The 12,458-nt window shown below is 51.6% G+C and carries 12 protein-coding genes; 10 read left to right on the forward strand and 2 right to left on the reverse strand.

What is annotated here, in order from left to right; genetic code table 11:
- Positions 1 to 101: 101 nt before the first annotated feature.
- The gene (locus L2097_RS08030; protein ID WP_250352546.1) at positions 102 to 1,004 is read left to right on the forward strand and encodes a LysR substrate-binding domain-containing protein; all 903 of its coding nucleotides are present in this window, start codon (positions 102 to 104) and stop codon (positions 1,002 to 1,004) included.
- On the opposite strand, the gene L2097_RS08035 is transcribed toward L2097_RS08030, so the two are convergent.
- Positions 1,001 to 1,798, reverse strand: coding sequence for a helix-turn-helix domain-containing protein (locus tag L2097_RS08035; protein WP_250352547.1), 798 nt, complete (start codon positions 1,796 to 1,798; stop codon positions 1,001 to 1,003). The genes L2097_RS08030 and L2097_RS08035 overlap by 4 nt on opposite strands.
- A 211-nt stretch (positions 1,799 to 2,009) precedes the next feature.
- Here L2097_RS08035 and cfa point away from each other — a divergent pair, with 211 nt between their 5' ends.
- The 5 genes from cfa to L2097_RS08060 all read left to right on the forward strand — a co-directional run bounded on the left by cfa (position 2,010) and on the right by L2097_RS08060 (position 6,628).
- On the forward strand, positions 2,010 to 3,158 hold the full coding sequence (gene cfa, locus L2097_RS08040; RefSeq protein WP_250353145.1) for a cyclopropane fatty acyl phospholipid synthase: 1,149 nt from the start codon (positions 2,010 to 2,012) through the stop codon (positions 3,156 to 3,158).
- Positions 3,159 to 3,251: 93 nt separating this feature from the next.
- The gene (locus L2097_RS08045; protein WP_085007257.1) at positions 3,252 to 3,971 is read left to right on the forward strand and encodes a (Fe-S)-binding protein; all 720 of its coding nucleotides are present in this window, start codon (positions 3,252 to 3,254) and stop codon (positions 3,969 to 3,971) included.
- A gap of 9 nt (positions 3,972 to 3,980) precedes the next feature.
- Positions 3,981 to 5,414: a LutB/LldF family L-lactate oxidation iron-sulfur protein gene (locus L2097_RS08050; protein WP_250352548.1), complete on the forward strand. Its 1,434-nt coding sequence runs from the start codon at positions 3,981 to 3,983 to the stop codon at positions 5,412 to 5,414.
- On the forward strand, positions 5,414 to 6,109 hold the full coding sequence (locus tag L2097_RS08055; RefSeq protein ID WP_047370622.1) for a LutC/YkgG family protein: 696 nt from the start codon (positions 5,414 to 5,416) through the stop codon (positions 6,107 to 6,109). The genes L2097_RS08050 and L2097_RS08055 overlap by 1 nt, the downstream gene beginning before the upstream one ends.
- A gap of 120 nt (positions 6,110 to 6,229) precedes the next feature.
- Positions 6,230 to 6,628, forward strand: coding sequence for a helix-turn-helix transcriptional regulator (locus tag L2097_RS08060; RefSeq protein ID WP_250352549.1), 399 nt, complete (start codon positions 6,230 to 6,232; stop codon positions 6,626 to 6,628).
- 60 nt (positions 6,629 to 6,688) lie between these two features.
- On the opposite strand, the gene L2097_RS08065 is transcribed toward L2097_RS08060, so the two are convergent.
- On the reverse strand, positions 6,689 to 8,191 hold the full coding sequence (locus L2097_RS08065) for a sensor domain-containing diguanylate cyclase (protein ID WP_250352550.1): 1,503 nt from the start codon (positions 8,189 to 8,191) through the stop codon (positions 6,689 to 6,691).
- A gap of 518 nt (positions 8,192 to 8,709) precedes the next feature.
- Between L2097_RS08065 and L2097_RS08070 the strand changes: the two genes are divergently transcribed.
- The 4 genes from L2097_RS08070 to argE all read left to right on the forward strand — a co-directional run bounded on the left by L2097_RS08070 (position 8,710) and on the right by argE (position 12,379).
- Positions 8,710 to 9,972, forward strand: coding sequence for an MFS transporter (locus L2097_RS08070; protein WP_250352551.1), 1,263 nt, complete (start codon positions 8,710 to 8,712; stop codon positions 9,970 to 9,972).
- A gap of 120 nt (positions 9,973 to 10,092) precedes the next feature.
- Positions 10,093 to 10,527 (forward strand): RidA family protein, encoded by a 435-nt coding sequence (locus L2097_RS08075; RefSeq protein ID WP_085007251.1) that lies wholly within the window; start codon positions 10,093 to 10,095, stop codon positions 10,525 to 10,527.
- Positions 10,528 to 10,531: 4 nt separating this feature from the next.
- Positions 10,532 to 11,206 carry a DUF1028 domain-containing protein gene (locus L2097_RS08080; protein ID WP_250352552.1) on the forward strand — a complete coding sequence of 225 codons (675 nt, stop codon included), beginning with the start codon at positions 10,532 to 10,534 and terminating at the stop codon, positions 11,204 to 11,206.
- 15 nt (positions 11,207 to 11,221) lie between these two features.
- Positions 11,222 to 12,379 (forward strand): acetylornithine deacetylase, encoded by a 1,158-nt coding sequence (gene argE / locus L2097_RS08085; protein WP_082137053.1) that lies wholly within the window; start codon positions 11,222 to 11,224, stop codon positions 12,377 to 12,379.
- The last annotated feature ends 79 nt before the right edge of the window (positions 12,380 to 12,458 follow it).

The raw sequence follows: 12,458 nt of genomic DNA on the forward strand, positions 1-12,458 counted from the left end.
CTCGTCCTCTTCAACTTTTTTTAGAAAGGTTAAATAAATGTTGACCGGATTCAGCAGAGAGTTCCAATATAGAATCCATGCTGGTTTGAGACGTTTGAGATATGGAACTTCGTTATCTGCGCTATTTTGTCGCGGTAGCACGCGAGAGACACTTCACTAAGGCGGCCAAAGCGCTGGGGATGTCGCAACCTCCTCTGAGCCAGCAAATCAAACGGCTTGAGGAGGAAGTGGGGACGCCGCTTTTCAGACGCCTGACGCGAGGCGTGGAACTGACCGAAGCGGGAAAAGCCTTCTATGAAGACGCTTGTGAGATCCTGGCGCTGAGCGACATAGCCGTCGAAAAAGTTCGGGGCATTGCCCGTGGCCTAAACGGCAATCTGTCGATCGGGATTGCCAGTTCCGACGCTTTTCATCCCATGATCTTCACGCTTATTCGCCATTTTCAGTTGCAGAACATGGCGGTGAAGATCCATCAACGGGAAGCCAATATGTCCTCTCTTACGACGATGCTGGCTGAGGGGGAACTGGACATTGCTTTCGTACGTCTGCCCTGTGAGAGCAGTAAAGCGTTCGAGTTGAAAATACTGGACCGGGAACCGATGGTGGTGGTACTGCATTGCGATCATCCTCTCGCAGAGCGCGGTGCTCTGACGCTGGATCAGCTCCAGGATACGCCAGTGGTTTTGTTCCCGCAGGAAATAGCGCCATGCTTGTATGATCGCGTTTACACCTGCTGCGCACGCTCCGGGATTGATATGGAACACGCGCGACAGTGCTCACAGCTTTCGTCGTCTGTCAGCATGGTATCTGCAGGCAGTGGCTTTGCCCTGGTGCCGCAGTCGATGGTGGTCATTTCTCCGCCGAATGTCACTCATCATCCGCTTATCTCACCGAAGCTCTATACCGATATCGCGCTGTGCTGGCGGCGTTTTGAACGCTCACGAACGGTGAAACGTTTTTTGTCGATGCTGAATGAAGACCCTTTATCCTGGAAGGCGACTTAATACCGTGTCGGCGGCACGCCAAACATGGCGCGAAACGCAAAGGTGAATGCGGCCGGGCTTGAATAGCCCAGATCAAGTGCAACCTGTGTGACGCTACGCTTGTTTTTTAACATCACGACGGATTCCAGCAAGCGCACACGTTTTTTCCATTCGCTGAAGGCCACCCCGGTTTCCTTTTTGAAGCGACGTGAAAACGTGCGCACCGACATGCCGCTACCGGAAGCCCACTTCTCAATGCTGTGCGTTTCACCCGGTGTTTTTTGGATCTGGCTGCAGACCTTCATCAGTAAAGGTGAGCCCGGCCAGGAGATTGACAGGCCGGCATCCGGCAACCGCCTGAGTAATGAAATCAACACCTGCACAAGCTGCCCATCTTCCCCTTCATCGTCATACAGCTCCGGCACATTTTGCGTCGCATAGTGAATAAACGCACGCACGAAATCACTGACCACCACCACTTTGCTGCCACTGAAAGCGATGGTCGCGAAATCGGCTTCAACATAGAGACTTTCCAGCAGCACGTCGCTGGTGGCAAAAATGCGATGCGGCACATGAGCCGGGATCCATACGCCATAGAGAACGGGGACCACCAGCGTCTTGCCTTCAATCTCCACACGCATACTGCCATTGCGCGCATACAGAAATTCAGCGAAGGGGTGCTCATGTCTGTCCACACCCGTATCGTCCATCAAGGGGTAGCTGCGAAAGTAAACCGCACGCGGCAATGCCATCAGCACCGGCGCGGGCTGGCCGCTAACCGGTTGACTCGGCGGTAACACTAACGTTGAGCACATAAGCACCTGGCCTCTATTCGATGAAGTTTGTCTTGATAGCACAGCGCAGACACGGCGGGTTTACTGAATAATGAAGCGGTCATAAATCTGTTTCACCCGTCATGAATAATTTACCAGCCATCTGCCTGAGGGATAAGCCTTTTCGCAAACACTGACTGGCGTAACGGGGATATTTTCTGACTGGCAGTCACGCTACGTTAAAGGAGAGATGATGGCTAATGAATGTACCGTCGATGTGATCAGCAAACCAAACCACTGGCTGCGGATTGTGCAGGAACTGCTATCACAGGCGGGAATTGTTATTAATGGGCCTGAACCCTGGGATATCCGGGTGCACGATACCCGTTTTTTTAAACGCGTATTACAACAAGGCTCGCTCGGCCTGGGTGAAAGTTATATGGAAGGCTGGTGGGACTGTAAACGGCTTGATGTCTTTTTTGATAAGCTCCTCTGTGCCCGGCTGGATGAGCAACGCCCCGCCAGCTTTTCCGATCTTCTGCGCATCGCGTTTGCCCGCCTTGCTAATCCACAATCACGCAAACGTGCCTGGCAGGTTGGCGAAGTGCATTACGATCTGGGCAATGATCTCTTTAACCGCATGCTCGATCCTCATATGCAGTATTCCTGCGGCTACTGGAAAGAGGCCGACGAATTATTTGTCGCGCAGGAAAACAAGCTGGCATTGATTTGCGAAAAACTACAGCTTAAACCCGGCATGACGATGCTGGATATTGGCTGCGGCTGGGGGGGATTAGCAGAATATGCGGCACATCACTATGGTGTGCATGTGGAAGGCATAACGATTTCCGCTGAGCAAAAAGCCTATGCCGAACACCTCTGTGCCGGGAAAGATGTGCGCATCCTGCTCCAGGATTACCGCGATCTGGATAAGCAATATGATCGTATCGTTTCGGTCGGCATGTTCGAGCATGTTGGTCCGAAAAATTACGCGACGTATTTTAAGGCGGTCGATCGTTGCCTGAAACCTGACGGTCTTTTTTTATTGCATTCCATCGGTTCAAATAAAACCCAACATAACGTTGATGCCTGGATCAATAAATACATCTTTCCTAACGGCTGTCTCCCCTCGCTAAAACAAGTTGCTGAGGCCAGTGAACCCTATTTCGTCATAGAGGACGTACATAACTTCGGCGCCGATTATGATAAGACGCTGATGGCCTGGCATAGTCGCTTCAATAAGGCCTGGCCGCAATTGTCAGGAAATTACTCCGTCAAATTTCATCGAATGTTCAACTATTACCTGACTGCCTGTGCGGGCGCATTTCGCGCCAGAAATATTCAGCTCTGGCAACTGGTACTAAGCCGTGGCGTCACCGGCGGGCTGCGTGTGGCTCGCTAAATACATCTTTTAATAAGGTGGTTAAAAACACCCTCACTGACGGTCTTATTTAATAAAGACGCGAGTCATGACATTTTCCGGAAGCAAAATAATATGAACGTGAATTTCTTTGTAACCTGCATTGGCGACGCGCTTAAATCACGCATGGCAAAAAACAGTGTTCTGCTGCTCGAACAACTGGGTTGTTGCGTCCAGTTTCCTGAACATCAGGGGTGTTGTGGGCAACCGGCAATCAATAGCGGCTACATTACCGATGCCTTGCCGGGCATGAAAGCGCAAATTACCGCACTTGAGATCAATGACTATCCCATTATCTCTCCCGCCGGGTCGTGTATGAATGCCATTCGCCACTATCAGGACTGGCTACGCGATGAGCCCGAATGGGCAATGCGCGCGGCGAACGTTGCCAGCCGGATGGTCGATCTGACCTCGTTTATCGTTAACCAGCTTGGCGTGACGGACGTCGGTGCGCGCCTGCCAGGACGGGCTGTCTATCATCCTTCGTGCAGTCTGTTTCGCAAGCTTGGCGTTCGCGATGAACCACTGGCCCTGTTACGTGAAGTTCGTGAACTGGAAATCATCCCTTTTAGCGACCAGGAAACCTGCTGCGGTTTTGGCGGCACTTTCTCGGTCAAAATGGCAGAGATCTCCGGGGAGATGGTGAAGGAAAAGGTGATGCATCTTATGGAAGCCAGGCCGGATTATTTGATCGGCGCAGATGCCAGTTGCCTGATTAATATTGGCGGTCGCTTGCAGCGAGAAGGCCACCCCGTCCGCGTACTTCACATCGCCGATGTGCTGATGAGCCGCTAAGGAGGCAATATGTTTCTTAAAACCAGTAACCTCCCGTTTTACGATCGGGTACAGCAGCAAATCGACGATCCGGTCATGCGCCACGCTGTCGCGAACGCGCAGGATCGCATTGGCATTAATCGCCAGAAAATGATCGATGAGCTTGAGAACTGGCCCGCCTGGCGTTCCCGCGCCGCAGAGATTCGCGCCCATGTTCTTGATAATCTGGATGCCTATCTCTATCAATTGAGTGAAAAGGTCACCGCGAATGGCGGCACCGTTTTTTTTGCCAACACGCGAGAAGATGCCACACGCTACATTGTGCAAATTGCGCAGCAGAAACACGCTCGCAAAATCGTTAAATCGAAATCGATGGTGACCGAAGAGATCGGGATGAATGCCGCGCTGGAGACGGCAGGCATTGAGGTCGTGGAGACCGATCTGGGCGAGTATATTTTGCAACTGGCCAAAGATGCCCCTTCGCATGTGGTTGTCCCGGCGATACATAAAGATCGCCATCAAATTCAGCGTATCCTGCGGGAGAAACTGGGCTACGAGGGTGCCGAAACCCCGGAAGCGATGACACGCTTTATTCGACAGAAGATCCGCGAAGATTTCCTTAACGCCGATATCGGCATTACCGGTTGCAATTTTGCGGTCGCAGAAAGCGGCACACTTAGCCTGGTGAGCAACGAGGGCAATGCCCGGCTCTGTACCACTGTGCCGCGAACACACATTGCCGTGATGGGTATGGAGCGCGTGGTTCCCTCATTTGCAGAGCTGGACATCATTCTGACCATGCTGGCGCGCAGCGCCGTGGGCGCCCGCCTGACCGGCTACAATACCTGGCTTACTGGCCCCGGCGCTCAGGCGGAAAGTGACGGCCCCGAGGAGCTCCATCTGGTGATCGTCGACAATGGTCGTTCGCAAGTGCTGGGGTCTGCTTTTCAGGATATCTTGCGTTGTATACGCTGCGGCGCCTGCATGAATACCTGTCCTGCCTACCGTCATATTGGAGGGCACGGCTACGGTTCGATTTATCCAGGCCCTGTTGGCGCGGTGCTCTCGCCGCTGCTCGGCGGCTATGAGGATTTCAAAAACCTGCCCTATGCCTGTTCGTTATGCACAGCCTGTGATGACGTCTGCCCGGTTCGTATTCCCTTGTCCTCATTAATTCTTGAGCACCGCCGTACGCTGGCTGAAAGCGGCATGACGCCCGCGATGGAACGTCACACAGTGCATCTGTTCAATTACGCTAACCAGCATCACGCCCTGTGGAAGGTAGGTATGGTGGCGGGCGCACGTGCGGCACAGCTGATGATTCGCAACGGGAAGATGCCCTTTAGCATTGCCGCAATCCGCAAGTGGACGCAAACCCGTGATCTGCCACAGGCGGATGGAGAGAGTTTCCGCAGTTGGTTCAAAACACATCAAAAACAGCGCAAAAATGGGGAGGGTGCATAATGGAAAACCGCGATGCCTTCATGCAACACATTGCCCGGCAGCTCGGCCGCGAGCCACGTCAACTCCCTGAGCCATTGCCCGTTACGCATTCTGCGCCGCTGAGAAGCCGTTATGCCGAAAAAATAGCAGAGCAACCTTGCGACAGTTTCATGGAATTTGCCTCACAGATGATGCAGGTCCACTGCGAACTGGCCCCTCTTGCAGACCTCTCACAGGTCGCAGAAGGTCTCTGTAACCAGTATGGCGGCGGCCCGATACTGATAAGCGGCGACGCCCGACTGGCAAAAACAGGCATCACTGCGCACTTGCAGAGGTCATTCCCGGCGAATTGCTGGGCCTCGCCGGGAAGAGAAGACAACCTGCGCATAGCCGCTGGGGCCAATATTGGCGTGGTCTTCGCCGAATACGGCCTGTGTGAAACAGGGGGGGTGGTTCTGTTTTCCTCGCCCTGGCAAGGACGAGCCATCAGCCTGCTTCCCCCGACGACGTTGTTTGTTGTCTATAAAAGCCGGTTGCTGCCTGGCGTCACGCAACTGGCTGAAATCCTCCGCCAGAGAGAACAATCAGGAGAACCCCTGCCCTCCTGTATCAATCTCATCGCCGGACCAAGCTCGACGGCAGATATTGAACTTATTAAGGTCGTTGGGGTTCATGGGCCATTGAACGCGGTCTATTTAATTATTGAAGATTGTTGATGCAATAAACAGGCGCAGTGACTGCGTGTCACTGCGCCCGGTTAAGCCATTATTCTTTCAGTCGGGGCGCTTTTTTATGACAACGATTCCCCCTGACTTCGCCAATAAAAAGGTATTGAAATGACAAAGGAAAGCGCATTGTGCCTGATGAGACTAACGATAAAGGATATTCTCGACTGGATAGAATGTAATATCGCAACGCCTCTGCCACTCAGCGCCCTGGCACAAAAATCAGGTTATTCTGCATGGCATTTTCAGCGGGGATTTAAAAAAGTTACGGGTATGTCGCCTGGCGTATATATACGATATCGAAAAATGGTGATTGCCCGCGATTTACTTCATGATACCAATCGCTCAATCACTGAAATTGCAATGCAACTGGGTTACCGGGAGCAGTCCACATTCTGCCGTGCGTTTCGGGAACACTATCATCGCACACCAGGACAGTATCGTCTGTGGGTGAAGGATAAGCTTTATAGCGGGCTTGAGGTTAATCGCTTCACAGGCACACATCGTTAATCTCTTTACGCAATGCCATTGACAAAACGTTTCACAAAAAAGCGTATCGGTAAGACGCTGTCAAATGATGCTAACCTGGTTGCGCCCGCAAAATTTTGCACGATAAAGTGCCGTATCGGCACTTTCAATAAGCGAGGTCCCGTCATCATCAAGGTCTGCCGCACGCGCATGTGAAACACCCGTGCTGACGCTCACTACGCCAAAAGGGCTGGCCTCATGGATTAATTTTTCATTGATTATATTATGGGTAATGGTTTCAGCAATCTTCTTCGCTAATTCCAGTTCTGCTTCTGGTAAGATAACGACAAACTCTTCGCCACCATATCGGGCGGCTACGGCATTTAGCTCTGCCAAACTCTGTTTTATTATAGCAGCCACATTGCGTAAACAGTTATCACCGTCCAGATGTCCATATTTATCATTGTAATTTTTAAAAAAATCGATATCAATCAGTAACAACGATATCGATTTTTTATTCTTTGCACACGTTTGAATTGTTTTCGGAAAAATATGATCAAACTCCCTGCGATTAGCCAGACCTGTCAGACTATCAACAGAGGCCATCTCTTTTAATTGTGCGTTGGCAGACATCAATGACTCTTTGGCATTGGCGAGTTCTTTGTTAAGTTGCACACGCCTACTGATTTCTTTAAAAACATAACCCCCTGAAAAAATGGCACATCCAATAAGAAATATCACTATCGCGCCCAGAATCTCAGCATGATGTCTCCATGAATTCAAGGCTTCATCTGTACTGACCGCAACCGTCGTGACTAACCCATAGCGCTTATTTTTCTGAAAAGCGAAAATGCGTTCAATATGGTCAACACGAGAAATAACGGTTGCCGTTCCTGAGTCACTTTTTTTGAGATAAGTCGTAAACAGCAGCGAATCAGAAAATGCCTTACCGATATAATTTTCATTAAAAGGGAAACGAATCATAAGCGTGCCTGAATCGCTAATGAGCGAGATAGACCCATTCTTCCCCATATCTAATTTACCGTATGTTTCGAGAAAATTTTCAACGTTCAGTGTTAAAACCACCACACCTTTGAACGTCATGTTATCATCTTCCAGCCTTCTGCTGATGGTAATAACCCATTTGCCCGTCGTTCGACTAATAACCGGAGGGCCAATAAAAATATCTTTAGATACGTTGTTACGGTGATAAATAAAGAACGATCTATCTGCGCCATTTCGCCTCCCTTTAGGGATATCACGCATGGCAAGAATTTGATTTCCTTTGTCATCATAGATGACAATATTATTAAGTTGTTCGATAAACGTTGTTTGATCCGACAGAAGTGTTCTTATGCGTTCAAGTTCTGGTTGTTTTATTCCATATATTTCCGTCATGCTAGATATGGTTTTTATAATCATTTCACCTTGACGAATAACACCTTCCGAATAAGTATCAAGCGTGCGGCTTAAATTGATGACATTTATATTAAGCTCATTTATCGTCTGAGTTCGCGCTGACAAAACCTGGAAGGTCAGTAACACAGAAACAATGAGGAAAGCAACCGTTATAACCAGTGATAAATAAAATTTCTTTTTCTTCATGTTGCTTACCCATACATGCAACTAAAAAAACAGCAGCGCATTCAGAAATCTGTCCAATCACAAAGGTGCATAGTATGTCACCAGAAAAGGCAAAACAAAACAGGAACCAGCATCTTAACAATATCAGGCGATCTCTGTGAAACTGACATTTACTCATGCAATGCTCTCAGAAAATCCTCGTAGTCATCGAATCTGTATGTTGCGCAACAATCTCTGCATATGCCGTAAATTTGTCTGTCGAGGATAATCTCACTGCAATAAGTGAACCAACACGGCTAAGTTAGCATGCTAAAATCAAATAGCCCGTCTTGTTTATATTTAAATTGATATAAGCACTATATTTAAAGACTGATAACGAATATACATAAAAGTCTTTCTCATTAAACAATTCCTGCATTTCATAAAGGCGTCGAAAGGTATTATTGAGATAGATACAGCGCCAAAAAACTTACATACACGCTATTCCCCGCAGGGAAAATTTAAGGTAAAGATACTCGTTTAATTCCTGGAGCACATGAATGGGTCTGACGTCCGGTTCCCCCGATAACACGCATCCGGCTACCGTCGAAAAGAGGCAAAGCCGTAAAGTCCTGGGCGCAACCAGTCTTGCTCACCTTTTCCATGATGGTGCCACCGACTTGCACTATGTCCTTTTTGCTCTCTGGCAGCAGCAGTTTGGGCTTTCCATGGCGCAGACAGGACTGCTTAAGATGCTGTTTTCCGGCACGATGTCAGCCTTTCAGATCCCCGCAGGAGAATTAGGCCGAAAGTACGGCGAACGCAGAGTATTAATGGCTGGCACCCTGCTGTTGACCGTCGCGCTGCTCCTCTACGGCACCTCATCAACGCTGATACAGCTCATGATACTGATTGTCGTCGGCGGTCTGGGCGCCAGCGTTCAGCATCCTCTGTCATCGAGTTTTATTACGCACTATTATTCCCCCAGGCACGCCCGTATTGCGCTGAGCACCTACAATTTCTTTGGCGATGTCGGCAAAGGGGTGATTCCCGGCACGCTATCGGCCTGCCTGCTTATCATCGCCTGGGGCAGCGCCCTGCAATGGATTGCTCTCTTTGGCTTCCTCGTCACCCTTGGCCTGTACCTGTTACTGCCTGGAGATAGCAAACCCGCGCAAGTGGAGCCTCTCGCCGCCAAAGAAACGCACCACGACAAGCCTCAGCAGCCGGCGATGAAACTCCCCGAACCGCTGCGCCGAAGGGCATTCACCGCGTTATGCGTGATCGGGAGTATTGATAATGCAACGCGCACGGGCACCCTGACTTTCCTGCCTTTTTTGATGGCCTCACGCGGCGCTTCGGCGACGCAAATAGGCCTTGCGTTGACATTAATCTTTATTGGCGGGGCATTCGGTAAACTGGTTTGCGGAATACTGTCAACCCGGCTCGGCGTGATCAAAAGCGTCGCGGCCAGTGAGATAATCACCTCCGCCATCGTGCTGGGGATGGCATTTGCCCCGCTGCAAGTGACCTGGTTATTGCTGATTCCGTTAGGTGTGGCGCTGAACGGAACGTCCTCGATTCTGTATGGTAGCGTTGCCGAGTTATCCCGCCCGCAACAGCAAACCCGCGCGTTTGCGATTTTTTATACCGCCTCGCTCGGTTGCGGCGCCCTGATGCCCGTCATCTACGGTATGGCAGGAGATGTGATGGGCGTACAACAGACCTTAATGCTTGTCGCCCTACTGGTGCTTTGCATTCTGCCTTTGCTCATCCCCATCAGACGCGCAACAACCCTTGAAGGGCAGTCACTCGCGCCCTGACGCCAGGCGGGCCTGGAGGCCCGTTCGCATTTTCTAAACTAAAGCCTCGGATTATGCTGTTTTGTTTGTTTTGCCTGAGAAGGTATACCTTGCGGGGAACCCCTTTACTGGCAGGCAACGATGAGCACACATACCCGCATTCGCAAATTCAATACCAAAGACACCTACCCGAATCAGTCGCTGGATAACGATCTGTGTCAGGCAGTTCGTGCCGGCAATACCGTGTACGTTCGGGGCCAGATTGGTACCGATTTTGATGGTAACCTGGTCGGGCTTGGCGACCCGGCCGCCCAGGCTGAACAAGCGATGAAGAACGTAAAACAGCTTCTGGAAGAGGCAGGTAGTGACCTTTCACACATCGTCAAAACGACCACCTATATCATCGATCCCCGTTATCGCGAGCCGGTTTATCAGGTTGTCGGCAAATGGCTAAAAGGGGTGTTTCCCATCTCAACCGGGCTGGTCATTTCCGCATTGGGTCAGCCACAGTGGCTGATGGAAATTGATGTTATCGCGGTGATTCCCGATAACTGGCCATCACCAACGGGAGACTAAGACCATGACATTATCAATTATTGGTCGCTGCGCGCAGACCGGTCAGATAGGCATTGCCATTAGTTCTTCCAGTATTGCGGTGGGGGCGCGCTGCCCGTGGCTACGTAGCAAGGTGGGCGCGGTATCAACCCAAAACATCACCTTACCGGCGCTGGGACCGCGTATTCTTGAAAGACTGCAACAGGGTGATAGTGCTGAAACGGCGCTACAGGCGGGGCTGAGCACGGATGATTATTTTACCTACCGACAGGTCACCGTGATGACGGCCGGAGGAGAAAGCGCTTTCTACAGCGGCGACAAAACGCTCGGCGTCCACAACGCTCTGAACGGTGATAACTGTGTGGCGGCGGGTAATCTGCTCGCGGATCCGAACGTCATTGTCGCGATGATAAACGCGTTCGAACAGCAAACCGGGCATCTGGCTGACAGGCTCATTGCTGCAATGCAGGCGGGCCTTGCCGCAGGCGGAGAAGCAGGCCCGGTACATTCATCAGCGCTGTCGATTGTCGATTCTCACGTCTGGTCGATAGTTGATTTGCGCGTCGACTGGACAGACGCCGATCCCATCGATGAACTCGGCAAACTCTGGCGCGCTTATCAACCCCAGATGCAGGACTATTTAACGCGAGCGCTTGATCCGCGTAGTGCGCCGGGTTACGGCGTGCCCGGCGACGAGTAAGTGCAAGGAGGTCTGATGATGACCAGCCGTGAAATGCTGGAACAGTTGGTGGCGTTTGATACCACCAGCCGTGAATCTAATCTGGCGCTGATCGACTTTATCGGCGGCTACTTAACCGGGCTCGGCGTTAACTATGAGCGCATTCATAACGCTGAGCGTAGTAAAGCCAATCTCTATGCGCGACTTGGCCCGCCGGGACCGGGCGGCGTTATGCTCTCTGGTCACAGCGATGTGGTCCCCGTTGACGGGCAGAACTGGAGCGTTCCCCCTTTCACCCTGACTGAGCGCGACGGCAAACTGTATGGTCGCGGCACGGCGGACATGAAAGGCTTTATTGCTTGCATCCTCGCAGCCGTCCCCTACTTTCTTGCGCAGCCACTGGCGCAACCTCTGCATCTGGCAATTTCTTATGATGAAGAAGTCGGCTGCCTCGGCGTGCGTACGCTGCTGGATGCGCTCTCCCGTCGCGCGGAAAAGCCCGATATCTGCCTTATCGGCGAACCCACACAATTGCAGCCTGTTCTCGGTCACAAAGGCAAACTCGGCGTGCGCTGTGAAGTCCAGGGCGCCGCCTGTCATTCAGCTTATGCACCACAGGGCGTTAATGCCATCGAGTATGCGGCAAAGCTCATCCACCGCCTTACGCGCATAGGTCAGCGGCTGGCTGCGCCGGAACATCATGATGCGCGTTTTGATCCGCCGTTTACCACGGTACAAACGGGTCTGATTCAGGGCGGCCGGGCGCTGAATATCGTGCCCGCCGAGTGTACGTTTGACTTTGAAGTGCGCACATTGCCGCAGGACGATGCGCAGGAGGTGGCCCGGGAACTGGAACATTACGCACAGCGCGAGCTTCTGCCCGACATGCAGGCCGTCAGTCGCGACGCGACGATCCGTTTTTATCCCATCAGCGGTTATCCCGGTTTGTACACCCCCGCGCAAAGCGCCGCCGCACGGCTGATTGCCCATCTCACCGGCTCCGAAAGGTTCAGTACTGTCGCGTTCGGTACGGAAGGCGGATTATTCCATCAGGTCGGCATCCCCAGCGTGATATGTGGGCCAGGCAGCATGGCGCAGGGCCATAAACCGGATGAATTCATTACGGTCGAACAGTTAAACGCCTGCGATGCCCTGCTGCGTCGTCTTGCCGCGTGGATGTGTCAAAAAACGTAACATCACCGAACACTATTCAGCGCGATTCCCTTCTGTTCAGGGCGGACAGCGGCCGCCCTTCTTCCGCTCGTTTCACTGT

Source organism: Citrobacter sp. MNAZ 1397, assembly GCF_023613995.1.
Taxonomy (GTDB): domain Bacteria; phylum Pseudomonadota; class Gammaproteobacteria; order Enterobacterales; family Enterobacteriaceae; genus Phytobacter; species Phytobacter ursingii.

What these genes read in the sequence shown, in the direction of transcription:
- L2097_RS08035 (WP_250352547.1), bottom strand. Translation starts at nt 1,798, where the DNA reads ATGTGCTCAACGTTAGTGTTACCGCCGAGTCAACCGGTTAGCGGCCAG.
- L2097_RS08055 (WP_047370622.1), top strand. Translation starts at nt 5,414, where the DNA reads ATGGAAAACCGCGATGCCTTCATGCAACACATTGCCCGGCAGCTCGGC.
- L2097_RS08080 (WP_250352552.1), top strand. Translation starts at nt 10,532, where the DNA reads ATGACATTATCAATTATTGGTCGCTGCGCGCAGACCGGTCAGATAGGC.
- L2097_RS08060 (WP_250352549.1), top strand. Translation starts at nt 6,230, where the DNA reads ATGACAAAGGAAAGCGCATTGTGCCTGATGAGACTAACGATAAAGGAT.
- L2097_RS08075 (WP_085007251.1), top strand. Translation starts at nt 10,093, where the DNA reads ATGAGCACACATACCCGCATTCGCAAATTCAATACCAAAGACACCTAC.
- L2097_RS08045 (WP_085007257.1), top strand. Translation starts at nt 3,252, where the DNA reads ATGAACGTGAATTTCTTTGTAACCTGCATTGGCGACGCGCTTAAATCA.
- cfa (WP_250353145.1), top strand. Translation starts at nt 2,010, where the DNA reads ATGGCTAATGAATGTACCGTCGATGTGATCAGCAAACCAAACCACTGG.
- L2097_RS08030 (WP_250352546.1), top strand. Translation starts at nt 102, where the DNA reads ATGGAACTTCGTTATCTGCGCTATTTTGTCGCGGTAGCACGCGAGAGA.
- L2097_RS08070 (WP_250352551.1), top strand. Translation starts at nt 8,710, where the DNA reads ATGGGTCTGACGTCCGGTTCCCCCGATAACACGCATCCGGCTACCGTC.
- L2097_RS08065 (WP_250352550.1), bottom strand. Translation starts at nt 8,191, where the DNA reads ATGAAGAAAAAGAAATTTTATTTATCACTGGTTATAACGGTTGCTTTC.
- L2097_RS08050 (WP_250352548.1), top strand. Translation starts at nt 3,981, where the DNA reads ATGTTTCTTAAAACCAGTAACCTCCCGTTTTACGATCGGGTACAGCAG.
- argE (WP_082137053.1), top strand. Translation starts at nt 11,222, where the DNA reads ATGATGACCAGCCGTGAAATGCTGGAACAGTTGGTGGCGTTTGATACC.